Genomic DNA, 25,315 nt, shown 5'->3' on the forward strand with positions numbered 1-25,315 from the left:
TACGCTATGATATGTAGCTTTCATTAATTTAGGATGTCTCAATTTATGCCACAATCATCTCGCTATAGTGATGAAAAAGTTGAAGGTTTACTTTCTGACCTCGTGAGTGTGTTAGAAAAAAATCACACCCCTGTTGACCTTTCCCTCATGGTGTTAGGTAATATGGTAACGAATCTGCTGAATACGTCGGTTGCGCCTGCGCAACGTAAAATGATTGCAGAATCATTCGCAAATGCATTACTTTCTTCTGTTAAAGAAGATCAATCACACTAATTGATTAATGAAATAAACAGTATGGTCACCCACCTGCGCTACCGTGACAAAGTCTCTAACATGATTGGTTGGGGGCACTGGTTTGCACTATTCAATATACTGCTTAGCCTCGTGTTAAGTAGCAGCTATCTGTTTATTTTTGATTGGCCAGATACCTTAACTGGCCGAATTTATGCTTTCGTCAGTTGGTTAGGTCACTTTAGTTTTGTGGTCTTTGCGACTTACTTGCTAATTATTTTTCCACTGACCTTTATTGTTATGTCTCAGCGGTTGCTGAGGCTACTTTGTGTTGCCCTTGCAACGGCAGGAATAACACTATTAATCTTTGATATCCGTGTTTTTAGTCAATTCGGTTTGCATTTAACACCGCAAGTTTGGGACTTGGTCATCAACCCAACTAAGGGGGAAATGGCTCGTGAGTGGCAACTGATGTTTATCAGTATTCCCATTATCTTTCTTGTTGAAATGTTATTTGCGACTTGGAGTTGGCAAAAACTACGTAGTTTAAACCGCCAAACATTCGGCAAACCTCTGGCGGCTATTTTTATTGTGACTTTTATTATGTCACATCTGATGTATGCATGGGCCGATGCTAATTTTTATCGCCCTATCACCATGCAACGCTACAATTATCCATTGTCGCAACCCATGACAGCTCGCAAGCTACTTGATAGGTATGGCCTATTAGACTTAACCGAACATCAAAATCGTGTATTCCAACAAGGTAGCCCAACGGCACTTAAGTTAAACTACCCATTGAAACCTTTAAGTTATTATGACCAAGGCGCTGATTACAACTTATTATTGTTGGTCATTGATGATCTAGGGAATAAATCTCAACAAGATTCTATGGGGGCGTTAAACGAATTTAAAGAAATCAGTACGCAGTTTACGAATCACTACACAGCTGGGCTACGTAACGATACTGCGCTATTTGGCCTATTCTATGGTATTTCATCGACTTATTTCGATAATATTCTCAATGGCCGCCATCCATCAGCGCTAATTGAAGCCTTACAACATCAAGGGTATCAGTTTGGTTTATTCTCAACAGATGGCTTTAATTCTCCATTATTCAGACAAGCTATTTTAGCTGATTACTCATTACCTGCAAAAACTGCAGATAATGACAACTTAACCGTTACACAGTGGAATAACTGGCTAGATAACCTTAAGAACGGCTCGCCTTGGTTCTCTTTCCTGAATATTAAAGGAACACCTGGAAGTGCAAAAACGAATGAACAAATCAATCGCGTAATGGCCGCATTACAGCGTGATAATCGCTTGCAAAATACCATTGTTATTGTGACGGCAAATTACAATAACCAAGGAAAAGCAGAAAACGAATGGTTAGATGGTAAACGCTTCAACCGTGATAATATGCAGGTACCACTGTTTATTTATTGGCCAAACACACCTGCACAGCAGATAGATAAGCTAACAAGCCATCAAGATGTGATGACAACACTGATGCAGCGTTTATTACATGTCAGTAATCCACCTGATGATTACAGCCAAGGTGAAGATTTATTTAGTGTTAAACGTACTTACCCATGGGTGATCACGGGTGACAACGACGATGTTGTCATTACCACAGATAATGCCACTCTCTACATGGATCAAAATGGCCAGTTTAATATCTATGATAAACAAGGTGCCATAGAACGAAATGAAAAACCTGATTTGGCTGAGTTGTTGAAAATCTTTACTGAATTAAAGCGTTTTAATGAAAATTAGTGCTTAAATATCAACCAGTCGCATCATAAGTCTATTGCTTTTAGAAGCAAATTGAGTAGTATTAATCAAAGTTCGGCATGTAGCGCAGCTTGGTAGCGCACCGTCATGGGGTGTCGGGGGTCGTAGGTTCAAATCCTATCATGCCGACCAACTTTTTCTAAGAAAACCAACCTGTTACGGTTGGTTTTTTTGTGCGTGAAATTTTAGGTGGGCAAAAGTCGGGTAAAAATCCAACTTATTTTCTAACTTTAACCACTGCTAATTCATCAAAATTTGTCGTGTAGGCAGGTGACAATATTTCTCTTTTCATTTTATATCCGCTATTACTACTCTTACTAACAAACAATCATTACACATACCTGTCAATTACTACCCATGACTATATTTCTCATAGTAACTAGTCATAAGCCATTGTGTGCATTATGCCAACAACAGTCTTTAACGATTCATTGAACCATAATAAATCGCCTTGTGATCTGTATTAAATTTTACCAAAACATAAGGTTTTAATTATGGCTTTTGAGCACTAATAATAAATATCATTGGTCTCTCTTTTTCCTCATCTAATGTTGGATTTTCTATAATTTGCTCGCACGACGGCCCCCACTCGTCCAGTTCAATTATTTCAAACCCAGCAGAAATTAATAAGTTAATCCAAGTGGATAATTTTCTGTGTTGCTTCACGACACCATCAGCAAACCAATGGCTAATTCTATTGCCTTCTTGCTGGTACTGATTAACCGGCCAGGCTTTATTACCATACTTATCTATACACCATTCTTGAATAAGTGGTGCGGTGTATATTGGATGTTCTGCAGAAAAAATCACCCTCCCACCTTGATTTAGAGCTTGATATAACTTAGTTAATAGAGAATAAATATCGACCACATAATGTAGAGCCAGCGAACTATAGATCAAATCATACTGTTCAGTAGGTAAGCTCAACTTTTCCAAATCAGCACGTAAGTATGTTATAGCGGAATCATCTGTCATTGAAATCGCCTTTGTTAACATTTTTTCTGAGAGGTCAACGCCTGTTACCTGTGTTGCCCCTTGAGCACTTGCCCACCGACAAAACCAGCCATAACCACAACCTAAATCTATAATAGATTTCCCATTTAAATCTGGTAATAACCGTTGTATTGCATCCCACTCTGGTGCACCACTTAGCCCTTCGACTGAGCGAGGCAATGTTGCATAGCCTGCAAAAAAATCAGGGTCATCATAAATATTTTGAGACATGGTTTATTCCCCAATAATAAGAAAATTAGGCTAATCATATTCTATATTTCTTAAATTTGATAAGAATTACCACTGTATAGATTAACAACGACTCAATGATAGCAAAGAGCGAGCTTTATGGTAGATTTTTAGTTAACTGCCCATAAGATTAAAATTGTTTTAATTCAATAGGTTAAAAAAACAATAATTGTAATGAACTTATTTTAAGTTTTCATATTAACCTTTTATTTAAACCATCCTATACTGTAATATTTTTGAATTAATACATTTAGCATTGACAAATAACTGATTAATAATGAAAACTAACTTTAGAGTAGCAACACCAATTGATATAAATGCTATATTTTCCATAGATACCATTGCGACCGCAGAACGCTATAAAGACATTACCCAATGGAGCGAGCAAGGAATATGTTATGTACTGGAATCCAACAACGAAATATTGGCTTATGGCGTTCTACATTATCATTTCTATTCCCATGCCTTTATAGAACTATTAATGGTAAATAAAAACCATCGTCGACAAGGCCTTGGCCTCATTTTAATTAATAAACTAAAAATGCAGAGTAAACCCCAAAAGATTTTTACTTCTACAAATCAATCAAATACAGCCACTCAACAGCTTTTAATAAAAGCTGGCTTTGTTCCTAGTGGCTACATTGAAAATTTAGATGATAATGATCCCGAACTTATCTATTGCTATATACCTGATTAACCCCATCGATATGAAGAACTATAATAGCGTTTTATCCATCACAACCGTTTGTAAGATGTGATTAAATTGCTGATACGTTTCTTGAGCAATCTCTTCTGGATAACTTAGCACCCTAAGCTCATGCGGCTTATTTTCTGGGTAATAACTTGGATGAGCATGGACGTATTCATTTTGTTGAAAACCACAATGCTGATAAAAAGACCAACGTTTTTGGCTGATTTCATCAATAATAGGGTCTATTTCTAGAATCACTTTGCCTACATCATGACAAAACTGTTTTAGTACCTTTTGCCCATAACCTTGCCCTCTTAATACGGGGGAAATGGCAAAATGTTCAATATAATAATAACCTTCGATTTTCCAACAACCAATAAAGCCAATGAAAATGTCATTTTCTTTGAAATTGAGCAAATAATAATCGCCATGATTCAATATTGCCTTTCTTCCCTGATAGCTTCTTTGTTCATATAACGGAAAAGCGGTGTCATATAACTGGTTAATCATTGCTATCGCTTGGCTATCTTCACTTTTAATTCTTAAAGCATGTAACATTTAATCGAAACTCACCTTCATCAAATATATTTTATAGAATACCTATTTTTAATTTTCTGACAATTATTTTATCAAGCGCTCATAAGATTAACTTTTTGTTTTATATTGATATTATTTTTTCACTTAATTTACTGATAAAAATATTTGCAGCTCTATATTGACTTTTTTGTCTAATAGTTCTAAAAATACTGTATATTAATACAGTCTTTACTAGAGGCTATCATGTTACGTATCGAAGTATTATTTGATAAAAACGCTCCGCAAAAACCCAGTTCAGTGGTTTTACAAGCTCTTGAAACTGAGATTTTACGCAAACTTCAGAACCAATATCCTGATATGGTAACTCGGGTTGGGTTTAGCTCACAACAACGCGTTAATATTTCAGGAACAAAAATAGCGGAGGATAAAACTCGTATTGAAGAAATACTGGAAGAAATATGGATGGATGATGGTTGGGTCCCAGAAGAAACAACAGAGGATTAACCAAATACTTAAAAGGAATGTTTTACCCAATGACATTCCTTTTTTACTAATACGTGAGGCTTTTTACACCTTCATAAACTGGCGCAATATTGACTCCCCCCCTCCAAACAACAAAAGTACTTTCATCAGCCAGAGAACAACTGCAAGGTAACACACTGATTATTAAAGCAGCTAGTTGTTTTAAATTTCTTATATCTAAATTTTACTCATTTTTAATTAATAGATTTTATGCCTAAGAAAGGTTTTAATTTGTTTCACTGGATTCAACTTTTCATTCTCTTCATTAGTTGTTCTAACCTGCGAAATACAGTTAGTAATATTTGCACAAGTAGAAATTTCATTTAGTTTTAGGGGTGATAAACTAACTGTGGACGTATTATTAAAATCTTTTCCAATAAAGATTAAAGCAAGCGCGATTGCGACTATAAACAATGGCACCTCATAAAATGCGTGTTTCATTATCAATGCTCTTATTGCTTGAATGATAAAACGATAATAAACAGTCTATTTTTTTGTACCTTAAAGATGCGTTAAACCAACCTTAAGATATGCTTAAATACGCTTCAAACTTGAACTGTTCATATTGTCTGACGCTCACTGCCTGCTTATACTGGCTAGTAGAGGTGATAATATGAATATCCTATTAGTCGAAGATGATCTTCAATTGGGAAAAGCACTATGTCGTGGGCTGGAGCTTGCAGGTTTTAATCCTTGTTGGGTAAGGCTACTTGCTGATGCAAAGTTACAACTCGCATCTCGCAATTTTGACCTAATGCTCTTAGATTTGGGCTTACCTGATGGCGATGGTCATGACGAGCTCATAGCTTGGCGTAATATGGGCGAAACTATTCCAATAATCATTCTCACGGCAAGAAACCAAATGGATAACTTAGTTTCTAGTTTAGATTCAGGTGCTGATGACTTTTTAACAAAACCATTTGCTATGCCTGAACTTATTTCCCGAGTGAAAGCCGTTAGTCGCCGTATGGCTGGGTTTTCATCTGAAATATGGCAATTGGGTAACCTGCAATTAAATCCACTTAATCATCAAGTAACCCTTAATGAGCAATTGCTACTGCTATCCGGGAAAGAATACCTATTACTCTATGAATTAATAAAAAATGCAGATAATGTTGTCAGAAAAACGGATTTAGAGCAGCGTCTATTCGGATTGGATGATGTAGAAAGTAACTCTTTAGAGGTTCATATTCATAATTTACGCCGAAAGATAGGTAAAGACCGTATAATTACTATCCGTGGCATTGGTTATCTATTAAAAAAAGAAGTGCCACTAAGTGAAAGTTAAATCATTTTTTATTTATACATTCGGGCTACAAATCAGTTCTGTTATTTTTCTTTGGTTATTATTAGTTGGCTGGCTCCAGTTTTTTTATTGGCCATCAATTCATGATGAGTTAAATGCACAACAGAATATCGTCACTCAAGGGTTTGCTAAAACACTTGATGTGGTTGCTGATAAACCTGAATATTTCAATAAAATAGCCGATAACCTACAAGAACTTTATTCTAGCGCAATGGAAAGTGGCGATAATATTAGTTATCGGCCTTTTATGGTTGTCAGAGATAAACAAGGGAATGTCTATTACCGGAACAGTGACAAATTACATGTTCCCTCCCTTAAATCCGTTTCTGAGCTCGCGGCATTACATAAAGACTGGCACTTTACTTCTGCATGGAATGATCAAAAAACCTTTGAGGTTGTCATTGCTGAATCTTATAGTGATCGTAAATCCTTATTAGGTAATCCAGCCGAAGGGACAGCCATCCCCCTCGCTTTCATTTTAGGTATTATGTTGCTAGCAATTTTAATTACCGCTTATTTTAGTTTGCGGCCTTTAAGACAATCAGCAAAACTCATTTCCAGCCGTCAGCCGGGTAATTTAACTCCTATAGAAACAAAAGAGCAATATAAAGAAATTCGGCCTATTATTGCTGCAATAAATAACCTTATGTCTCGTGTTGATGCTGCGAATCAACGTGAAAAGCGCTTCATGGCAGACGCCGCACATGAATTACGGACGCCGATTGCGGCTGTTATTGCTCAATTGCATTTGTTAATGCAAATTGATAATCCAAAAGAAAAAGGCGAAATTATTAATGATATGCAAGAAACTTTAAATCGTGCGGCCTCTCTATCACATCAATTAATTGACTTAGCTCGTTTAGAAACTGAAGATTTCTTGCTAAATAAAGAACAAGTTGACCTGCCTGCATTAATCAGCCATTTAATATCTTCACACATACCTTACGCCATTAACAAAGATATTGATGTCGAACTCCAAAGCCCAAAATCTTTTTATATCCTCACAGATAAACTCGCATTAAGTAATATTTTTACTAATCTGCTTGAAAATGCGATTAAATATTGCCCTGAAAAAGGGAAAATCAAGGTCATTTTAAAAGACCTAACCCCATTTGGTGGGACTATTTCTGTTCAAGATAACGGCCGTGGAATTCCAGAAGACAATCGCCAGCTTATATTTTCTCGCTTTTATCGAGTACCTGGAACAATGGAAACCGGAAGCGGTTTAGGTTTATCAATTGCCCAGAATTTAGCCCATAAAATCGGTGCTGTAATTAGAGTTACTGATGGATTAGACAATCAAGGTATTGGTTTTATTATTGACTTACCCTAAATCGAATAATGTTATTGAGTTAACAGCATTCACGCTTTTTTCCAGATAGTATACGCCGTTATACGTTAATATACTTACACCTAAAAGAGGCAATAATGTCCAAGGCATTAGTAATTATTGATCTCATTGAAGAGATAATTGGTAAAAATGGCTTATCTAATTCAAGTTACCAGCAAACTTGCTCGCGAAAAATCGTTGAAAAAGCTAATCAAGCGGCACAATATGCAAGAAACCATCATATTCCCGTGATTTGGGTTAAGGTTGGGTTTTCAGACAATTATCACGATGTTCCTGCTGGCTCCCCTATGTTTCAGCAAGCTAAAAAACTTGGAGCCTTAAAATTAAGTGGCACTGGGTGTCATTGGGCTCATGACCTTGAAGTGGCATTTCGTGACCCAGTAATGATTAAAAAAGGGGTTTCTGCATTTGCAGGAAATCATTTCCATAAATGGCTTACCGATAATGATATTACCGAGTTGTTTATTGGCGGAGTTAGTACCGTAAAGGCCATTCAAAGCACGGCTAGACAGGCTCATGATTTAGGGTATTTTGTTACAGTACTTGAGGATTTATGTGCCGCTCCAACGCCAGAACTCCACCAGCAAAGTATTCAGGCATTGGATGGCATGGTAACCATTTCTTCAGTTAAAGAATTTATGCAATTAAAATAACATTTAGATATCTCATGTGATTATTTTAATTTTGCAAGTATATCTCTCGTAGCCGGATAGCTAGTTTCCCCGGCTTACCTTCCCCAATGAATTGGTTATTCGCCATAATAACTGGCCAAACTAATGTTGTCGCCGAGGTAATAAAGACTTCCTTGGCTTCTAACATTTCATCAATACTAAATGGCTTTTCAACAATGTCTATTTGTTGTTCTCTAGCAAGTTGTAATATCGCTTGGCGAGTAATACCTGACAATATTTCATTATTTAACCCCCGTGTTTGTATTTGGTTTTGTTGATTAATAATAAAACAATTACTGGAACTTCCTTCAGTAATATAGCCGTTTTTAACAAATATAGCGTCGTCTGCACCTTGCTGTTTAGCGTATTCTTTTGCCATCGAAGCTGCTAATAAAGCAACTGTTTTAATATCACAACGCTGCCAACGAATATCATCTACAGTGACAACTTTTATTCCATATTTTGATTTTTCATTTTCAACAATCTGTGTCTTTTGTGCAAATAAGACTAATGTTGGCTTCGTCTGTTTATCCGGATATAAAAAACTACGTTGGTGTGCATTACCACGGGTCAACTGAAGATATACAAGCCCTTCTTCGATATTATTTTTCTGAACTAATTGAAGATGAATTTGTTTTAATTCTGCTAAATCATAAGGTAGTGATAGCTGTAATTCAGCACAAGAACGCTGTAAACGAGCCATATGACGATCAAAGTCAACGAGCTTACCGTTAATTATTGCTGTCACTTCATATACTGCATCCGCAAATAGAAACCCACGGTCAAAAACAGATACTGATGCGTCTTCTTCAGGTAAAAACTGGCCGTTCACATAAGCAATCATGAGTTATATTCCTTTATCAATCAAATCATTACCTAACCTCTGATTAACCATACACCATATTATAAAAATTACCTTTCAATTCTTCACACTTTTTGTGCCCATTTATGGATTTTTGCATGTCTTGTGGTAACAACTTGCAGTCAAAAACAAGTGCCAGACATTCCTTTAAAAAATAATTTAATATTTAAAATTATTTTTAATATTAACTTGACATTAACATGTTAATGGCTAAAATGCTCTCACGTGATCTGGATCACATTTTAATTTGGAGTTATCGATGAACAGCATCAAAGAATTTATCAGCAGTGTGCAAGAAGTTGTTGAATTACTGTCTAAACGTTTTATGTAAGCGAGTTAATCATTTTTTAGTCAATCAGACCTTTTAGTTACCTAATCATTAGCGTTGATTGCATTTATTTTGCACAACGACCTTGAAATCAAGGTCGTTTTTTTTATTCGAAAACATTTTCAATAATTTCTGCGACTATCGCTGTTCCTATCGCAACCAAGACAAGATCTTGGCCACTGATTTTCCATTCATACCCAACATAAACGGGTAATTGAGCTAAAAAAGCTGAAGGTAACGCTTTTTTGGCAATACCTGGAGGAAGTGGTTTACCCCGACCAACTTGCTTTGCAATGCCTGGCGGCAACCCTTGATAACCCGTCAAACCATATTCAATGGCCAAAGGCCTTACATTACCAAAACTCACATTAAAACTAATATTAGAACCTCGTTTCTTATCGTAATATTCGCTTGCTTTGGCATATTTTAGCTGTTGATTACCATCCCCTTTATTCGATTTATCTTTATTCTGATTTCCTTTGTTTCCATGAATTTGTTGATTTCCTTTACCATTCCCTTGGCCTTGATTGCCATTAGGAGATGAATTAGCGAGAAATGGAGTGCAGGCAATAACGGGTAATAAGATATACTGCAAAAGAACAGAATAAGTCGGCTTTTTAAATACGCTCATAATAAATTCCTGCAAAGTTAATATAACATTAGGAAGTTTGTAGAACATTATGCTTAGTTATGAAGACTCGCAATCAGAAAATCCTTATCACATGTAATGTTATGTAAATGTTACATAACTAATCAAATTAACGAACCCGCTCCTTTATAATGACTTTATTGTCATTAATATTGCATTCATATACTGCACAATACTTAGAACTAACAATAAGAATTAAGACGGAGTTTAATATTGTTCGCCATGAATTTTCATTGTGAATATGATAAGGTCTTTAAACTATCGAATATTTTTATAAACCGAATATTTTTATAAACCATTGTTCCTAACACCCTCAAGAAGGAGAAACCATGCAGCAGCAACTGCTAGACTGGGTACGTCAGTTCAACCAAGATTACGCTAACCTCGCCTCTTTACTTATGGTGCTCGGTTTAATTCTAATCGTCGCCTGCGTATTACACTTAATTCTGCATAAAATATTACTTCCTCAACTCGAAAAGCGCGGGCAAAAAAGTGCAGGAACTTGGATTCATTTAATAACTCAACATAATCTTTTTAATCGCTTTGCATTTGTTATACAAGGTGTTGTTGTCAATATCCAAGCTACGCTATGGTTACATTCAGGCTCGACTGCACAAGCCGTTCTAAAGGTCGGCTCACAGGCTTGGTGCCTATTATTTGGCTTACTAACCCTTTACTCCGTTCTTGATATTATACTTGGTGTACTCCAACGTGCTGCCAAAACCGCGCATTTACCTCTTAGAGGAATATTTCAAAGTCTTAAACTGATTGCCACAATTCTAATTGGCATCATGATTATTGCGCTATTAATAGGCAAATCGCCTCTGATTATTCTCAGCGGTCTTGGTGCAATGACCGCTGTTATGATGCTAGTGTTCAAAGACCCTATTATGGGGTTAGTTGCTGGGATACAACTTTCAGCCAACAACATGGTTAACATTGGCGATTGGTTAGAAATGCCTAAATACGGTGCTGATGGCGCTGTGGTTGATATTGGTTTAACTACGGTAAAAGTCCGTAATTGGGACAACACAGTAACCACTATTCCTACCTATGCACTTATTTCTGATTCATTCAAAAACTGGAAAGGAATGACAGAGTCTGGTGGGCGCCGAATTAAGCGTAGTGTCCGCTTAGATGCTAGCAGTGTGCATTTTTTAACATCTGAAGAAATAGCGTACTGTATTAAAGCAAATTTACTTGAGCCCTATATCGAGCAAAAAATATCTGAGATTCAAGTCTTTAATTCTAGCCTACCTGATGATAAAGCAATCCCTTTAAATCAACGTCGTCTGACAAATATAGGGACTTTCCGGGCTTACATTGAAGCTTATTTAAAATCACACCCTAATATTCACAAAAATATGACGATTATGGTCAGACAGCTAGAATCTGACTCAAATGGTATCCCAATCGAAATATATGCGTTTACGAATACAACCGTATGGGTGGAGTATGAAAGAATACAGTCAGACATTTTTGACCATATCTTTTCCATCCTTCCGCAATTTAATCTGATGGTACATCAATCACCTACCGGAAATGATGTTAGGATGATAGGCTATTCCCCAGAAAAATAATTAATACTAAGTGATTAGTTAAATTTTCTTATCCATCTACACCTAAAGTAGTATTTCAAAGAGGGAGATATCCCTCTTTTTCCTTACTTTTGACCCAATCGTTATATAATAATTAATACTTCGATAGTTAATAGAAATAGAACTAATCTATGTTATAGCGAACAAAAAATCCTTATAAATTAAATAAATACATTTATCTTATCAGGGATAACATTGATGTAAGTCATGTAACTCAACAGAAACTTTTTTTAACATATAAAACAAGAAAGTAATGTTGTTATTTACATATAGGCAATGTCAATGCATAAAAATAAAATAAATACTCAATTTGGAGAACTGAGCAGGAGGGAGTTTATACAAACCTCTGCAACCGTTGCGGGTGTCGCTGCTGTTGCTGGCTCAATCACTCTTCCTTTTGCTGCTCAAGCAAAAACACCAGCGATCATGCCTGACGAAGTCAGCGAAAAAATCAGCTATAGCGCATGCTTAGTAAACTGTGGTAGCCGCTGTCCATTAAAAGTTCATGTGAAAGACGATGTTATCAGCCGCATTTCCAATGAAACAATGTATGACGACTCAACGTTAGGTGAACACCAAATCCGCCCATGTTTGCGTGGCCGTTCAGTGCGCTGGAAAACCTATAACCCAGACCGTTTAAAATACCCAATGGTACGAGTTGGTAAACGCGGTGAAGGTAAATTTAAAAAGATCTCATGGGATGAGGCAACAACCATTATCGCCGAAAAACTGCAGTATACTATTGATAAATATGGAAGTGATGCCATTTACTATCAATATGGCTCGGGCTCAACAGGCGCAAACTTACACGGCCGTGCTGCTTGTAAACGTTTATTAAGCTTAACCGGTGGTTTCTTGGGTGATTACGGCACATATTCATATGCGCAATTAATGGAAATCACGCCTTACGTATATGGCAGTATTGAAGAATCCTATTTATCTGAAATCCAAAACTCAGATTTAGTCGTCATGTTTGGTCACAACCTTGCTGAAACGCGTATGTCTGGGGGCGGTCAATTTTACGAAACCCTCAATGCGTTAGATAAAAGCAAAGCAAAAGTTATTATCATTGACCCGCGTCGCACTGATAGCGTCACAACGCTTGGCGCAGAATGGATACCTATTTACCCAGGTACTGACGCTGCATTAGTTGCTGCTCTCGGTTATGTCATGATTGAAGAAGGCCTGACTGACGAAGAATTCCTAAACAACTATTGTGTTGGTTGGGATGAGTCTACCTTACCTGCTTCTGCACCACGCAATGCATCATATAAAGATTATATTTTAGGTAATGGCCCTGATGGCATCGCAAAAACCCCTGAGTGGGCGAGCAAATTAACGGGTATCTCAGTCGCACGTATTAAACAACTTGCACGTGAAATCGGTAATGCAAATAGAGCATGGATCTCACAAGGCTGGGGCTTACAGCGCACAGAGAATGGCGAGCAAGCTTGTCGTTCTATTATGATGTTACCGTTGATGTCTGGGAACATTGGTCGTGCAGGAACTAACACTGGGCTGTGGGGTAACAGCTACGCTTATCCTGTTGCAGGTTTTGCTTTACCTAACCCAGTAAAAGCCTTGATTCCGACTTATATGTGGTCAGAAGCAATTGTTCGCGGGAAAGAATTGACCGCAGAGAATGGTGGCATTAAAGGTGTCGATAAACTAAACAACGACATCAAGTTTATGTGGTGCTACTCCAGTAATGTCATTGGTAACCAACATGGCGATTTAAATAAAACCCATGAAATACTTGCAGATGAATCCAAATGTGAATTCATTCTAGTATGGGATAACCATGATACCCCATCCGCAAAATATGCAGACTTATTGTTACCGGATGTCACAACTGTAGAAACCAACGATTTAATCAATAACTCCTATGCAAGTGGTGCGTATCATTATTTAGTTCGCCTACAAAATGCCATTGAGCCACTGTGGGAAAATCGCCCTAATTACGATGTGTTAGCAGAAATTGCTGAAAAAATGGGTGTAAAAGAACAATTCACCGAAGGCCGTACCTATGCTGAATGGATTGAGTTCTGTTATAACAAAACACGTGAAAAAATGCCTCATTTACCTGAATTCAGCGAAACCGACGGTGCGGGTATTATCGACCGTAAGTTCCTGAACAGTTCAGAAAATATTGCATTGAAGAAATTCCGTGATGACCCAATCAATAACCCATTGAAAACGCCGTCAGGTAAAGTGGAAATCTATTCAGAACAACTAGCTGAACGTGTTAAAAATTGGGAATTACCAGAAGGTCAACGTATTCCTGCCATTCCTGAGTATTGCGTCAATAAAGAAGGTGTTGAAGCCCAAGCAAGCCAACAAAAGCATCCGCTATTAATGACGGGCTTTCATGATAAAGGCCATGTGCATTCATCATATTACAATGTTGCTATGCTACGTGAAGCCATTCCACATCAGTTTTGGCTCAACCCAGTCGATGCCCAGCAACGCGGCTTGAATAATGGTGATCTGGCTGAAATATTTAATGATCGTGGTCGTATTCAAATTAAAGTGAAAGTGACAGAGCGTGTATTACCCGGTGTTATCGCCGTTCCACAAGGTGCATGGCGTACTCTTAATAATGATGGGCTAGATGTCGGTGGTTGTATCAATACACTGACTTCGCATGTTCCTTCGCCATTGGCTAAAGGTACCCCACAACATACTAACCTTGTTGAAGTTAAACGCGCTTAAGGAGTTGAATGATGAAACAATATGGCTTTTACTTTGACTCCACAAAATGCACTGGCTGTAAAACATGCCAAGTCAGTTGTAAGGATGAAAAAGATTTAGATTTAGGCCCAAAATTCCGTCGTGTCTACGAGTTCGGTGGCGGTAGTTGGCAAAAACAAGATGGTATTTGGCAGCAAAATGTCTTTAGTTACTATCTTTCTATTTCATGTAACCATTGTTCAAACCCGACATGTGTCGCGGGTTGCCCAACCGGTGCAATGCATAAACGAGAAGAAGATGGTTTAGTCGTGGTTGACCAATCTATTTGTGTTGGTTGCCGTTATTGTGAGTTGCGCTGCCCGTATGGCGCCCCACAATTTGATGAGAAGAAGAAACTAATGAGTAAATGCGACGGCTGCTATGAGCGCGTCGCAAAAGGGATGAAACCTGTTTGTGTTGAATCTTGCCCGCAGCGTGCTTTAGATTTTGATGATATTAATGTTCTTCGTGAGTTACACGGCACAGAGTGTGGCATTGCTCCAATGCCAGACCCAAGCCTGACGAACCCGAATATTGTCATCAAACCACATAAAGATGCGAAGCCATTTGGCGATAAAAGTGGCGAATTAAAAAACCCTGCGGAGGTGTAAGATGCATGAATTACCACTCGTTTTTTTCACCGTCTTAGGACAGTCCGCTGCTGGGCTTTTCTTACTCGCTTATATTAGCCGTAGAATGGGTTCTATTGACGATAATCAGCTAAAAACTGCCAATATCGTGGCCTTTATCATTATGATAATTGGTTTAGGTATCGGTGGGTTACACGTTGGCCAGCCACTACGCTTCTTTAATATGTTATTAGGTGTAGGCCGTTCGCCAATGAGTAATGAAGCGTTCTTAAGTGGCGTATTTGTTGGGTGCGCTGCTGCAACGTTATTTTTTACGCTGTTTTTCAAACATACGTTATTACGTGAGCTGGCTAATATTGCCGCGGTAGTTTCTGGACTTGCATTTGTTTGGTCAATACCTCAAGTATACAACATCGCCACTATTGCTAACTGGGACACCGGTTATACCACACTGCAAATGTGGATGACGATGTTAGTCGGTGGCGGTGCGCTCGCCATTGCAATCGGCGCTCGTGGCTTAGGTATTGCTTCGTTCTTAATTGGTACTTTTGCTATTTTTGCAAGCCGTGCGGGTTATCAAGCCTTTTTAGCAGAAACAGGTCCCGCTCTTAGCGGTGAACAAACAGGCTTCTGGGGCTTCCAAGTTGTTGTTTTAGCTATTGCTTTAGCTGCTTTCGTTGGTATGGCGTTAAAGCACCGCGCACCAAAAGCGACATTAGCAACTTGTGCCGCCGCAGTATTATTAGCTGAACTGGCTGGCCGCATTGCATTCTATAATTTGTGGCAAATAACCATGTAAGGCATTGTTATTACTATGTTATAGTGTTTCATAAAAGAACCCCATTTGGGGTTCTTTGTTTAGATATCTTCAACACCACCTGCATTGATACAGTAGCAGGAAATTAAATAATGATGTCATGCTTTAGCGCGAAATAAGACGGATAAAATAATATGATTGACACGACAATGATCCGCATCCTTGGTGCGTTTTTCTACTACCCTCCGCAATCGGACACTTTACGTAACGTTTACTCTGTCTTGGGTGAACTACCACAGTTATGTACATGGGATAACCCAGAGAAAATTCAGGTTATTTGTACTTCGTTGTCACAAACACAACCTGATGATATCTCTTATGATTATTCCATCTTATTCGAAGGACAAGGCAGTATGCCTGCTCCGCCTTGGGGCTCTGTGTACTTAGAGCATGATAATACTGTTATGGGTGAGTCAACTGCGGCTTATCGCGACTTTTTGCAAACGAAAGGTTTAGTCACTGATACTGGAATCCGTGAACCTGAAGACCAATTTGGCTTAATGATGATGGCAGTTTCTGCGTTAGCAGAGCAAGAGGACGACAGCGCTGTTATTGCTCTATTTGAGCAACATTTGTTACCTTGGGCGTATCGCTATTTAGAGCTAGTGCAGCAAAGCAAAACAGAGTCCACTTTTTACCCTAGCCTTGCACAGATCACTGAAATTTACCTCAAATCACTACAATTGAAATTAGAATTATCGCCAGTCAGGGCTGAATTATTTCGCTAAACAAAAACTAAACCAAATGAGCTAGTTAAACAAAATATGGGCTCATTTGGTTTTAGTCTAAAAAGAAGAGTTTGGCTCTTGTAAAAATGCAATTTCTTCTTGTGTTGATGGCCGACCTAAAACTTCATTACGGTGAGGATAACGGCCAAATTTATCAATAATCGCTTTATGTCTCATTTCAAAATCTAATGTACCGTCATCACCCAGCATGCGAAATAGCTCAACCGCCTGTAAATGTATAAAACTGGATTCAGAGTGCATAAATGGCATTAAAACAAACTTGCGCTGTGACAACGTCAGAAGGTTATAATCATGTTGCTTAATCGCCTCTTGCGCTAATGCTAAAGCCATCCCATCTTGAGCAAAAGACCGTGGTGTATCACGCCATAAGTTACGTGAAAACTGGTCTAGAACAATAATTTCCGCTAAACGTCCACGAATAGATGCCCGCCAATAAGCTAATTCTCCCTTAGCTGCGCGTTCACAGATATGAGCAAACCGTTGTGCTATCGTCAAATCAAACTTAGCGCTTTTTTCAAACCATTGTTTTGGTGTCGATTCCTCAAACCAAAATGAAAGCACTTCTTCCATGGCATTCATGATTTATTCCTATCTATTTTCTTATTAGAGGTTGTCATAATCCTAGTTAAAAATAGCCTTAATTGACAGGCTTGAGCTCTAATATCGGCTGTTTGTAGATAATTATTTTGTTTTTTTGCGATCTGACACCAAAAAAACATGCAATATTGATAGTGTAATTTTAACAATATACTACTTTATTTATTATCAAATCATTTATTTTCTACTTATGATAATTCCCAACTTTTTAATTTATAACGATTTGCTTTTTAGTGTGAATGAAACAATTCATCATGCCTAAATGCATACATTTGGTTAACTCAATGTTAGAATTTAACCTATAATGCGTATGTGAATTAGATAGTTACTTGCAGTCATCACTTTCAGCGGTTCATATTGGTTCTTATTAAGGAAGGCAATGTAAATGGCAGGACATATGGTACTCATTGGTTGGGCGTTATGGGTTAGCCCTTGTGGTACGGATTCATGCGATGCATTACCGGTGACTGAAACTATTTTTACACAAGAACAATGCATGAGCCGAAAAAAATACCTAGAATCAAAACGACCGAATCTCTACTTTCTCTGTGGTGAGGTTTACCGCGATAGCAATGAAATGACCGCTGAAGAAAAACATGCTATTCCTGCGCCTCATCTTCCTCTAAGAACACTGCCAGAGCGAATTTCCCGTTAGTTTGAGCTAACTCCTTTAGCTCAAACTTAATTGGCATCAAACTAAATAATTTCAGCTATTGGGCTTTCTGCTTCAACAAAATCCCCTTTAGTAGCGCAATACTTCAACGTTCCTGCTCGGTGTGCAACAATTTGCACTTCCATTTTCATGGCTTCCATTACACCAATTACATCCCCTTCAGAAACATTATTTCCTTGAGGGATCAGCCAGTTAAATAATATCCCGGAAATAGGTGCGTTGACCGCATCAGGATTATCAACTAATTGAGGGGCTGAATGGGATGCCGCTGAATTATTGACTGAGAAACCAGAAAAAAGTTGAGTGGGCAAACCTAACTCACAACGCTTCCCATCAATTTCAATAAAAGTACGAGTCATCGCAGGATCCGATAATGGAATTTGCCGTTTTGCTGGTGGAATTTCCACATTAAATTCAGTCTCTATCCAACGCGTATGTACGCTAAAATTATCACACAAATCAGCTTGTTCTATTACTGCACGATGGAATGGTAATACGGATGCAACGCCTTCAACATTAAATTCTGCCAGTGCTCGACGTGCACGCAAAATGGCTTGGTCACGAGTACTCCCCACGACAATTAATTTGGCCATTAATGAATCAAAGGTACCCGGTATTGTTGTCCCTGCCGTTACGCCACTATCAACACGGACTCCCGGCCCCGTTGGTGCATCAAAAACAGTAATAGTGCCGGGGGTCGGTAAAAAACCATTCCCAGCATCTTCGGCATTAATACGAAATTCAAACGCATGCCCTCGAGGAGTCGGCATCTCATTAATACTTAAAGGTAAACCTTCCGCAATACGTAGCTGCTCAATCACTAAGTCAATCCCTGCGGTTTCCTCTGTGACTGGGTGCTCAACCTGTAAGCGCGTATTCACTTCTAAAAATGACAGCGTTCCATCTTGGCTTAGCAAAAATTCAACGGTTCCTGCTCCCACATAGCCCGCTTTGCGGCAAATATCCGTTGAGGCTTGGATAATTTGCTGTTGTTGCTTCTCCGATAAAAAAGGGGCTGGCGACTCTTCAACCAGTTTTTGATTACGCCGTTGTAGTGAACAATCACGTGTTCCCACCACCAGCACGTTGCCATGCGTATCTGCAATAACTTGGGCTTCAATATGCCGAGGGTTATGCAAAAATTGTTCAATAAAACATTCACCTCGGCCAAATGCCGCTGTAGCTTCGCGCACAGCTGAATCATAAAGTTCTTCAACTTCATGGAGTTGCCAAGCTACTTTTAGCCCTCGGCCACCACCACCAAATGCCGCTTTAATGGCAATAGGTAAACCATGTTGATGAGCAAATTCCAGTACCTCTTGTGCGCTATTCACAGGGTCTTTTGTACCAACCACTAGCGGTGCACCGACTTGCATTGCAATATGGCGAGCTTGAACCTTATCCCCTAGTATATCAATGCTGTTTGCGCTAGGCCCAATCCAGATTAACCCTGCGCCTTCAACTGCACGCGCAAATTCAGCGCGTTCAGATAAAAAACCATACCCCGGATGCACCATAGTTGAACCAGACTGCTGAGCGATACTAATCAACTTTTCAATATTTAAATAACTTTCTGCTGGCGAGTTTCCCCCAAGCCCGTAGGCTTCATCAGCCATTTTGACGTGGAGAGCTTCAATGTCACTGTCCGCATAAACCGCAACAGACTGGAAACCATAATCACGACATGCACGGATAATACGAACTGCAATTTCGCCTCGATTAGCAATCAATACTTTATGTTTTTTGTTGTTATTCATTTTCATAAGCACAATGGCTCCCTTATAATACTTTAAATTCACCAAGTGGATTAAAACGTATTTTGGCATTCACAGGAATTTGCCCTGCTAAATCCAAATGGTATTCACATACCGCGCCAATGACGGGATAACCGCCGGTTAAAGGGTGGTCATTAAGAAACAAAACGGGCTGGCCATTTGCTGGCACTTGAATAGCCCCAATGCAAGTCCCTTCACTTGGTAACTCCTGTAGTTGTTCGCGCTCTAACGGTTTTTCACTAGATAAGCGCAGGCCTATTCGGTTTGATGACGCAGTGACTTGCCATAATTGCCTTGTTAGTTGGCCAACGGCTTGTTTTGTAAACCAATCCGTTCGAGGTCCCAATATCACATCCAAAACCACAACATCATTTTCTGCTGGGTAATCAAAAGCAGGTGTCTCATTTAATGAAACGGCTAATGGAGACGAATTAGTATTAACCGTTAATGTTTGACCTACCTTGATTGGGGCAGGGCCAACTTGTGCCAGCGTATCAAACGAGCAACTTGATAAAATAGGTTCAATGTTAAAACCACCCCGCACAGCGAAATAACTACGTACCCCTTTGTTAGGGCGGCTTAATTTAATGGTATCGCCTTTTGCTAAATGAATTGGTTGATAAGTATTAACTTGATATTGTTGGTTTTCTTCCGTAAGAACCTCAATAGTACAAGGTGCACCAGTCACTGCAACAATAAGGTCTTTGTGCGCTTGAGCCTTAAACCCACCTTGCGTTATCTCTAAAACGGCGGAGTCTGATTTATTCCCCACAATACGATTTGCACTACGCAATGCCGATTTATCCATACTGCCAGATTCTGAAATACCTAATGCTGATTGGCCAATACGCCCTAAATCTTGGAATAAAACCTGTAATCCTGTCGCTAAAACGGTTAAATCAGCACTGACATTCTCAGCATTTTTTTCAATACTTACTTTAGTTGGCAAGCTATAGCTAATCTGGCTTTTTGTTGCATCAACAAAGTTTACCCGCATGCCTGCCTGAACGAGTGCGGGTTCTGGTCGATTGATATCCCACATTAATAGCTCAGTCACACCGATTAACTGCCATCCCCCTGGGCTAGCTTGTGGATAAACACTGCTAAACTCCCCGGCTAAGGCAACAGATCCCGCAGGGATACGCACTCTTGGTGATTGACGCCTTGGAACATTCAGATTAGCGCCTTTCGACACCATGTAACCAAAACCCGGAGCAAAACCGCTAAATGCAACCTGAAATTCATTTTCTGTGTGACGACGTATCACTTCTGCAGTGGATATCCCTAAATGCGCTGCAACATCCGAAAGATCCTCTCCATTGTAATGAACAGGGATAGTGACCAATTTACTGGCCTTACCAACTCTTCTCGACACATCCCTAACCGATATCTTTTCAACCAACTCATTTACATCAATCCTGAACGGGTTGTAACGAATTAAAATCGTCCTTGCTGCTGGTGTTATTTCATCAATCCCATAAATGGGCATTTCTGTTAAAGAATCAGTCAATGCCATTGTTTGTTCAAGACTTTCCAACTCCACCATAAAAGCACTTAAATTGACGGGTAAAAATCTCAATTGGCACCTCTATATGTGATATGCGGCATCAGGTACATCCGTAATAAACATGTAACCGGGTGCATGGCTTAATGCGAATGGAACCCCAGATTTCATTACTGCCGCTTGAGGCGTTACACCGCAAGCCCAAAAAACGGGAATTTCGCCCTCTTCAATACGAACCGCATCACCGAAGTCAGGCTGCATAATGTCAGCAATACCTAATTGTTCTGGCGCACCAATATGAACAGGAGTGCCATGCACTGCGGGAAACCGGCCAGTGATACTTACTGCATCAGCAACGCGATGTGCGGGTATTGGTCGCATTGAAACCACTAATTCACCTTGTAAACGCCCTGCTGGACGACATAAGCGATTGGTTTTATACATAGGAACATTGGATTTATCCGTGATATGCCGTACATCAATACCCGCTTCAATCATTGGCGTTTCGAATGTAAAGCTACAACCAATTAAAAAAGTTACTAAATCAGGATGTTGCTGATAAATTTCTGTCGCATCCGTAATTTCATCTACTAGCTGTCCTTTCTCCCACACACGGTAACGTGGAATATCAGTACGTAAATCAGCACCTTCAGCTAAAACCGTTTGCCAGCTCCCTGCCTCACATACATCAAGAACAGGGCAGCTCTTTGGGTTACGCTGAGCGTATAATAAGAAGTCAAATGCCCAGTCACGTGGCAATGCAATCATATTGGCTTGGGTCATGCCCGGGGCAAGGCCTGCTGTTGGTTTGTCATATCCCTCACGGATGGCTTGGCGTGCATGGCGAGCGGCTTCAATGGCCTGCAGTGATGCCTTCATTAGCTGTGTCATTCGTGGTCTCCTTTGTGAGCAAAACCATAAATTTCAATACCTTGTTTTTCTAGTACGGCACGCACCTGTTTTGCCATTTCAAGAGCACCAGGGCTATCGCCATGAACACAAATTGACCCCGCATCAACAGGTGTAAATTTTCCATCAATTGACATCACACCGCCTTCCATGACCAGCTGCAACATGCGGTCTGCAACTATCTGTGGGTCATGTAATACTGAACCAGCTAATTTTCGAGATACTAATGTGCCATCACTGTTATAAGCTCTATCAGCAAAAGCTTCTGCGACCACATTTAAGCCACATTCTCTTGCCCACTCAATTAATGGTGACCCTGCTAATGCCACTAATATCAATTGCTTATCAATGGCTAATATCGCATCAATAACGGCCATTGCTTGGCGTTTATCATGAGCAATCGTGTTATACAGTGCACCATGAGGCTTAACATATAAAACTTGTGCCCCTGCTGCGGTTGCTAACCCTTGTAATGCACCAATTTGATAAATCACGTCTGCAGTTAATTCACTCGATGCAATATCCATATTACGTCGACCAAATCCCACTAAGTCGGGATAACCAACATGAGCACCAACAGCAACACCATTTTCCTTCGCCGCGTTAAGGGTTTTTAATATCCCTTCAGGTGAGCCTGCATGAAAACCGCAGGCAATGTTCGCACTACTAACAACGGGAAGAATGGCGGTATCATTGCCCATTTCCCATTGTCCAAAACTCTCCCCAAGGTCGCTATTTAAATCAATTTGCTTTTTCATGGCTACTCCTTGAGTTATTTCAGATAATTAAAGATTGCACCGACAGACATCGCGCCCATATACCAAGTTAGCGCACATGTCACGACACCTGACCATAATAACCAACGTGGATAATGGTAACCCGACATTAAATCTGAGCGCTTCCAGCCGATATAAACAAATAAAGTTAAACCAATAGGTAAAATTAACCCATTGAAACCACCAGCAAAAACTAATAATGCAGCGGGGGCTGTTCCCATGGATAAATAAACAATCAGAGAAACTGCGATGAATATAATAGTTGCAACATTACGCTGCCTTTCTGTAATAGAGGACTTAAATGCCGTTAAGAAGCTCATTGAGGTATACGCTGCACCAATCACACTGGTGAGTGCAGCAGCCCATAGAATTAAACCAAAAATACGTAAACCAAAATTACCAGCGGCAGCCTGAAATGCTTGAGATGCAGGGTTTGCAGCATGCCCTGAAATATCAATAGTCACACCACTGGCTACCACACCTAAGATAGCCAAGAACAAAATGTAACGCATCAACCCAACAACTAAGATGCCTTTTGTGGCTGCGCTAGAAACAACTTTAATGTTTTCAATACCTACTGCGCCTTTATCCAATAAGCGATGAGCGCCTGCATAACAGATATATCCCCCAACAGTGCCCCCAACAATAGTGGTTATCATGGCAAAATCAACTGTGTCAGGTAATACGCTTTGACGTAATGCTTCCCCAACAGGTGGGTTTGATGCGATAGCGACAAATAAAGTTAAGCCAATCATCACTACACCTAACCCAATGATTAACCTGTCGATAAAGGTACTGGCCTTACGAGAAGAAAAAATATAAATTGCCAATAATGCACTAATCAAACCGCCCCATTTCGGGTCTAAGCCGACTAACGCATTAAGCCCTAAACCTGCACCAGCTATATTGCCAATATTAAATATTAGCCCGCCAAAAATAACTAATATCGCTAATAAATAACCACTCCCAGGAATTGTGGCATTCGCAATTTCGGATGAGTGCATTTTAGTCAGGGTAACAACCCGCCATATGTTTTGCTGCACAATGAAGTCAATCACAATAGACGCTAATATCCCGAAGGCAAAAGCGGCTCCTAATGTCACGGTAAAAGTCGCAGTTTGTGTGATAAACCCAGGTCCAATGGCTGAGGTTGCCATTAAAAAGATTGCGCTTATCAGTGATGAACGGCGGCTTTTCACATATTCAGCAGTACTTGGTGCACTTTCTTGAGCTGCCATATGAATACTCCTCTAATAGTTATTGTTTTAATTATTGATGTAGTTGTTGATGTCACAATCACTAAGGCAATTATCGTGCCATTGTTCTACTTGTTAGCTGCATTGTTAATTCATTTTTAATAGATTGTTGAACAATTAGTATTAAATGATGAATAAACAATCAATAAAAATCGTAATTGCTGGTTTAAAAATCAAGACGAGATCACTTTTTTAACAATTTTGGCTGACAAACCATATTGCTTATTAAGCAACTTGCACCAAATTGATGCAATAAATTTAAATTTCACTATTCTTGTGCAAATATATGGAATGGAATAAGTAATAGAGAAAGGAAACTTGCTGCTATAACTTGAATATGTGAATATAACGCCTTATCACCTCTGAGACTAAAATTAGCCTTTATTATGAAAAAACAACCTGTTGCACAAACTTTATCTGTCACTATTGCAGAAGTTATACGCCATAAGATAACAGTTGGGGAGATCACACCAGGTCAACGCTTATCTGAAGCAGCATTAAGTGAGGAACTCGATATTTCTCGAAATACATTGCGAGAAGTTTTTCGCGTACTCACACAGGAAGGTTTATTGACTTATGCCCCAAATAAGGGCGTATTTGTCTCAGTGCCTGATATGGCTGCCATTATCGATATTTATCAAGTTCGCCGACTCATTGAATGTGATGCACTAACTCATGCATATGCCTTGCATCCATCAGTTCAAAAAATGAAAGATGCTGTTCAAGAAGCTCGTGAACATGAAAAGACAGAAAATTGGGTGGGTGTAGGAACTGCAAATATGAAATTTCATACTGCCATTGTTGAGCTATCTGACAGCGAACGCTTAATTAAATTATACCGTAATGTATCCGCTGAATTACGGCTGGCCTTTGGTCATCTTAATGACCCTAAAATTTTATATGCTCCCTATATTGATAAAAACCATTCTATTCTTAGATTATTAGACTCTGGCCAAAATTTAGATGCCTCTAATATGTTACGTGATTACTTAGACCTTTCTGAACGCACATTACTCGCTGCATTTAAACGGAAACAATCTGCACTTTGAGTTGCTTTAATATTAATAGTTTTCTTATTTAACTCGCTCATCCCTTACTAATTTCATTACATAAACTTTAGTAGGTGGTCATTTATAGTCATACCTTGATATTTT

The 25,315-nt window shown here is 39.2% G+C and carries 25 protein-coding genes and 1 tRNA gene; 15 read left to right on the forward strand and 11 right to left on the reverse strand.

Annotated features, from left to right (window positions below):
- The first annotated feature begins 45 nt into the window (after positions 1 to 45).
- From SJ312_RS06190 to SJ312_RS06200, 3 genes are all read left to right on the forward strand, one after another.
- Positions 46 to 273, forward strand: coding sequence for a YejL family protein (locus SJ312_RS06190; protein WP_004911940.1), 228 nt, complete (start codon positions 46 to 48; stop codon positions 271 to 273).
- A 21-nt stretch (positions 274 to 294) separates the two neighbouring features.
- Positions 295 to 2,010 carry an LPS biosynthesis-modulating metalloenzyme YejM gene (gene yejM, locus SJ312_RS06195; RefSeq protein ID WP_110591854.1) on the forward strand — a complete coding sequence of 572 codons (1,716 nt, stop codon included), beginning with the start codon at positions 295 to 297 and terminating at the stop codon, positions 2,008 to 2,010.
- Positions 2,011 to 2,083: 73 nt separating this feature from the next.
- Positions 2,084 to 2,160: transfer RNA gene (locus tag SJ312_RS06200), tRNA-Pro, on the forward strand.
- A gap of 85 nt (positions 2,161 to 2,245) precedes the next feature.
- Here SJ312_RS06200 and SJ312_RS06205 read toward each other — a convergent pair.
- Both SJ312_RS06205 and SJ312_RS06210 read right to left on the reverse strand, forming a co-directional pair.
- Positions 2,246 to 2,356, reverse strand: coding sequence for a DUF4113 domain-containing protein (locus SJ312_RS06205; protein WP_219108900.1), 111 nt, complete (start codon positions 2,354 to 2,356; stop codon positions 2,246 to 2,248).
- Between the two features lie 164 nt (positions 2,357 to 2,520).
- On the reverse strand, positions 2,521 to 3,252 hold the full coding sequence (locus SJ312_RS06210) for a class I SAM-dependent methyltransferase (protein ID WP_096864892.1): 732 nt from the start codon (positions 3,250 to 3,252) through the stop codon (positions 2,521 to 2,523).
- A 295-nt stretch (positions 3,253 to 3,547) separates the two neighbouring features.
- Here SJ312_RS06210 and SJ312_RS06215 point away from each other — a divergent pair, with 295 nt between their 5' ends.
- On the forward strand, positions 3,548 to 3,967 hold the full coding sequence (locus SJ312_RS06215) for a GNAT family N-acetyltransferase (RefSeq protein ID WP_004260038.1): 420 nt from the start codon (positions 3,548 to 3,550) through the stop codon (positions 3,965 to 3,967).
- Positions 3,968 to 3,985: 18 nt separating this feature from the next.
- On the opposite strand, the gene SJ312_RS06220 is transcribed toward SJ312_RS06215, so the two are convergent.
- Complete coding sequence (locus tag SJ312_RS06220; protein ID WP_004260035.1) at positions 3,986 to 4,519, reverse strand: GNAT family N-acetyltransferase; 534 nt, start codon at positions 4,517 to 4,519, stop codon at positions 3,986 to 3,988.
- A 222-nt stretch (positions 4,520 to 4,741) separates the two neighbouring features.
- On the opposite strand from SJ312_RS06220, the gene SJ312_RS06225 reads away from it, so the two are divergent.
- From SJ312_RS06225 to SJ312_RS06240, 4 genes are all read left to right on the forward strand, one after another.
- Positions 4,742 to 5,002 carry a DinI-like family protein gene (locus tag SJ312_RS06225; protein WP_004260032.1) on the forward strand — a complete coding sequence of 87 codons (261 nt, stop codon included), beginning with the start codon at positions 4,742 to 4,744 and terminating at the stop codon, positions 5,000 to 5,002.
- A 631-nt stretch (positions 5,003 to 5,633) separates the two neighbouring features.
- Positions 5,634 to 6,308, forward strand: a complete 675-nt coding sequence (locus SJ312_RS06230) for a response regulator (protein WP_004260024.1) — start codon at positions 5,634 to 5,636, stop codon at positions 6,306 to 6,308.
- Positions 6,298 to 7,659, forward strand: coding sequence for a sensor histidine kinase (locus tag SJ312_RS06235; protein ID WP_110591894.1), 1,362 nt, complete (start codon positions 6,298 to 6,300; stop codon positions 7,657 to 7,659). The genes SJ312_RS06230 and SJ312_RS06235 overlap by 11 nt, the downstream gene beginning before the upstream one ends.
- 95 nt (positions 7,660 to 7,754) lie before the next feature.
- A complete protein-coding gene (locus SJ312_RS06240) occupies positions 7,755 to 8,330 on the forward strand; it encodes a cysteine hydrolase family protein (RefSeq protein WP_004260017.1) in 576 nt (191 codons plus the stop codon).
- 25 nt (positions 8,331 to 8,355) lie between these two features.
- Here the strand turns inward: SJ312_RS06240 and SJ312_RS06245 are convergent, their stop codons facing one another.
- Both SJ312_RS06245 and SJ312_RS06250 read right to left on the reverse strand, forming a co-directional pair.
- A complete protein-coding gene (locus tag SJ312_RS06245; protein ID WP_319867209.1) occupies positions 8,356 to 9,192 on the reverse strand; it encodes a D-amino-acid transaminase in 837 nt (278 codons plus the stop codon).
- A 452-nt stretch (positions 9,193 to 9,644) separates the two neighbouring features.
- Positions 9,645 to 10,169 (reverse strand): anti-virulence regulator CigR family protein, encoded by a 525-nt coding sequence (locus SJ312_RS06250; protein ID WP_165119703.1) that lies wholly within the window; start codon positions 10,167 to 10,169, stop codon positions 9,645 to 9,647.
- Between the two features lie 347 nt (positions 10,170 to 10,516).
- Between SJ312_RS06250 and SJ312_RS06255 the strand changes: the two genes are divergently transcribed.
- The 5 genes from SJ312_RS06255 to SJ312_RS06275 all read left to right on the forward strand — a co-directional run bounded on the left by SJ312_RS06255 (position 10,517) and on the right by SJ312_RS06275 (position 16,650).
- A complete protein-coding gene (locus tag SJ312_RS06255) occupies positions 10,517 to 11,767 on the forward strand; it encodes a mechanosensitive ion channel family protein (RefSeq protein ID WP_094962319.1) in 1,251 nt (416 codons plus the stop codon).
- 300 nt (positions 11,768 to 12,067) lie between these two features.
- Positions 12,068 to 14,497 carry a DMSO/selenate family reductase complex A subunit gene (locus SJ312_RS06260; protein WP_319867210.1) on the forward strand — a complete coding sequence of 810 codons (2,430 nt, stop codon included), beginning with the start codon at positions 12,068 to 12,070 and terminating at the stop codon, positions 14,495 to 14,497.
- Positions 14,498 to 14,508: 11 nt separating this feature from the next.
- Positions 14,509 to 15,126 (forward strand): DMSO/selenate family reductase complex B subunit, encoded by a 618-nt coding sequence (locus tag SJ312_RS06265; RefSeq protein ID WP_036958092.1) that lies wholly within the window; start codon positions 14,509 to 14,511, stop codon positions 15,124 to 15,126.
- 1 nt (position 15,127) lies between these two features.
- On the forward strand, positions 15,128 to 15,904 hold the full coding sequence (locus SJ312_RS06270; RefSeq protein ID WP_004259991.1) for a dimethyl sulfoxide reductase anchor subunit family protein: 777 nt from the start codon (positions 15,128 to 15,130) through the stop codon (positions 15,902 to 15,904).
- A gap of 152 nt (positions 15,905 to 16,056) precedes the next feature.
- Entirely contained in the window at positions 16,057 to 16,650 is a 594-nt protein-coding gene (locus SJ312_RS06275) for a molecular chaperone (protein WP_319867212.1), read from the forward strand.
- A gap of 57 nt (positions 16,651 to 16,707) precedes the next feature.
- On the opposite strand, the gene SJ312_RS06280 is transcribed toward SJ312_RS06275, so the two are convergent.
- Entirely contained in the window at positions 16,708 to 17,250 is a 543-nt protein-coding gene (locus SJ312_RS06280) for a DUF924 family protein (RefSeq protein ID WP_110591897.1), read from the reverse strand.
- Between the two features lie 403 nt (positions 17,251 to 17,653).
- Between SJ312_RS06280 and SJ312_RS06285 the strand changes: the two genes are divergently transcribed.
- Complete coding sequence (locus tag SJ312_RS06285) at positions 17,654 to 17,923, forward strand: hypothetical protein (protein ID WP_004259979.1); 270 nt, start codon at positions 17,654 to 17,656, stop codon at positions 17,921 to 17,923.
- Positions 17,924 to 17,964: 41 nt separating this feature from the next.
- Here the strand turns inward: SJ312_RS06285 and SJ312_RS06290 are convergent, their stop codons facing one another.
- From SJ312_RS06290 to SJ312_RS06310, 5 genes are read right to left on the reverse strand one after another with little or no spacing between them, the layout of a single operon-like run.
- Positions 17,965 to 19,704: an acetyl/propionyl/methylcrotonyl-CoA carboxylase subunit alpha gene (locus tag SJ312_RS06290; RefSeq protein ID WP_319867215.1), complete on the reverse strand. Its 1,740-nt coding sequence runs from the start codon at positions 19,702 to 19,704 to the stop codon at positions 17,965 to 17,967.
- A gap of 16 nt (positions 19,705 to 19,720) precedes the next feature.
- Positions 19,721 to 21,295, reverse strand: coding sequence for a 5-oxoprolinase/urea amidolyase family protein (locus tag SJ312_RS06295; protein ID WP_319867216.1), 1,575 nt, complete (start codon positions 21,293 to 21,295; stop codon positions 19,721 to 19,723).
- A 9-nt stretch (positions 21,296 to 21,304) separates the two neighbouring features.
- Positions 21,305 to 22,111 (reverse strand): putative hydro-lyase, encoded by an 807-nt coding sequence (locus SJ312_RS06300; RefSeq protein ID WP_094962314.1) that lies wholly within the window; start codon positions 22,109 to 22,111, stop codon positions 21,305 to 21,307.
- Positions 22,108 to 22,887, reverse strand: a complete 780-nt coding sequence (locus SJ312_RS06305; protein WP_110591900.1) for a LamB/YcsF family protein — start codon at positions 22,885 to 22,887, stop codon at positions 22,108 to 22,110. The genes SJ312_RS06300 and SJ312_RS06305 overlap by 4 nt, the downstream gene beginning before the upstream one ends.
- Positions 22,888 to 22,901: 14 nt before the next feature.
- Entirely contained in the window at positions 22,902 to 24,143 is a 1,242-nt protein-coding gene (locus SJ312_RS06310; RefSeq protein WP_004259957.1) for an NRAMP family divalent metal transporter, read from the reverse strand.
- Between the two features lie 404 nt (positions 24,144 to 24,547).
- Between SJ312_RS06310 and SJ312_RS06315 the strand changes: the two genes are divergently transcribed.
- Positions 24,548 to 25,210 (forward strand): GntR family transcriptional regulator, encoded by a 663-nt coding sequence (locus SJ312_RS06315; protein WP_004259949.1) that lies wholly within the window; start codon positions 24,548 to 24,550, stop codon positions 25,208 to 25,210.
- The last annotated feature ends 105 nt before the right edge of the window (positions 25,211 to 25,315 follow it).

Source organism: Providencia sp. CIM-Carb-044 (assembly GCF_033901115.1).
In the GTDB taxonomy this organism is placed as follows: Bacteria; Pseudomonadota; Gammaproteobacteria; order Enterobacterales; family Enterobacteriaceae; genus Providencia; species Providencia hangzhouensis.

What these genes read in the sequence shown, in the direction of transcription:
- SJ312_RS06215 (WP_004260038.1), top strand. Translation starts at nt 3,548, where the DNA reads ATGAAAACTAACTTTAGAGTAGCAACACCAATTGATATAAATGCTATA.
- SJ312_RS06310 (WP_004259957.1), bottom strand. Translation starts at nt 24,143, where the DNA reads ATGGCAGCTCAAGAAAGTGCACCAAGTACTGCTGAATATGTGAAAAGC.
- SJ312_RS06190 (WP_004911940.1), top strand. Translation starts at nt 46, where the DNA reads ATGCCACAATCATCTCGCTATAGTGATGAAAAAGTTGAAGGTTTACTT.
- SJ312_RS06255 (WP_094962319.1), top strand. Translation starts at nt 10,517, where the DNA reads ATGCAGCAGCAACTGCTAGACTGGGTACGTCAGTTCAACCAAGATTAC.
- SJ312_RS06230 (WP_004260024.1), top strand. Translation starts at nt 5,634, where the DNA reads ATGAATATCCTATTAGTCGAAGATGATCTTCAATTGGGAAAAGCACTA.
- SJ312_RS06280 (WP_110591897.1), bottom strand. Translation starts at nt 17,250, where the DNA reads ATGAATGCCATGGAAGAAGTGCTTTCATTTTGGTTTGAGGAATCGACA.
- SJ312_RS06240 (WP_004260017.1), top strand. Translation starts at nt 7,755, where the DNA reads ATGTCCAAGGCATTAGTAATTATTGATCTCATTGAAGAGATAATTGGT.
- SJ312_RS06305 (WP_110591900.1), bottom strand. Translation starts at nt 22,887, where the DNA reads ATGAAAAAGCAAATTGATTTAAATAGCGACCTTGGGGAGAGTTTTGGA.
- SJ312_RS06275 (WP_319867212.1), top strand. Translation starts at nt 16,057, where the DNA reads ATGATTGACACGACAATGATCCGCATCCTTGGTGCGTTTTTCTACTAC.
- SJ312_RS06245 (WP_319867209.1), bottom strand. Translation starts at nt 9,192, where the DNA reads ATGATTGCTTATGTGAACGGCCAGTTTTTACCTGAAGAAGACGCATCA.
- SJ312_RS06300 (WP_094962314.1), bottom strand. Translation starts at nt 22,111, where the DNA reads ATGACACAGCTAATGAAGGCATCACTGCAGGCCATTGAAGCCGCTCGC.
- SJ312_RS06220 (WP_004260035.1), bottom strand. Translation starts at nt 4,519, where the DNA reads ATGTTACATGCTTTAAGAATTAAAAGTGAAGATAGCCAAGCGATAGCA.
- SJ312_RS06315 (WP_004259949.1), top strand. Translation starts at nt 24,548, where the DNA reads ATGAAAAAACAACCTGTTGCACAAACTTTATCTGTCACTATTGCAGAA.
- SJ312_RS06210 (WP_096864892.1), bottom strand. Translation starts at nt 3,252, where the DNA reads ATGTCTCAAAATATTTATGATGACCCTGATTTTTTTGCAGGCTATGCA.
- SJ312_RS06225 (WP_004260032.1), top strand. Translation starts at nt 4,742, where the DNA reads ATGTTACGTATCGAAGTATTATTTGATAAAAACGCTCCGCAAAAACCC.
- SJ312_RS06290 (WP_319867215.1), bottom strand. Translation starts at nt 19,704, where the DNA reads ATGAAAATGAATAACAACAAAAAACATAAAGTATTGATTGCTAATCGA.
- SJ312_RS06285 (WP_004259979.1), top strand. Translation starts at nt 17,654, where the DNA reads ATGGCAGGACATATGGTACTCATTGGTTGGGCGTTATGGGTTAGCCCT.
- yejM (WP_110591854.1), top strand. Translation starts at nt 295, where the DNA reads ATGGTCACCCACCTGCGCTACCGTGACAAAGTCTCTAACATGATTGGT.
- SJ312_RS06250 (WP_165119703.1), bottom strand. Translation starts at nt 10,169, where the DNA reads ATGAGCGTATTTAAAAAGCCGACTTATTCTGTTCTTTTGCAGTATATC.
- SJ312_RS06265 (WP_036958092.1), top strand. Translation starts at nt 14,509, where the DNA reads ATGAAACAATATGGCTTTTACTTTGACTCCACAAAATGCACTGGCTGT.
- SJ312_RS06270 (WP_004259991.1), top strand. Translation starts at nt 15,128, where the DNA reads ATGCATGAATTACCACTCGTTTTTTTCACCGTCTTAGGACAGTCCGCT.
- SJ312_RS06260 (WP_319867210.1), top strand. Translation starts at nt 12,068, where the DNA reads ATGCATAAAAATAAAATAAATACTCAATTTGGAGAACTGAGCAGGAGG.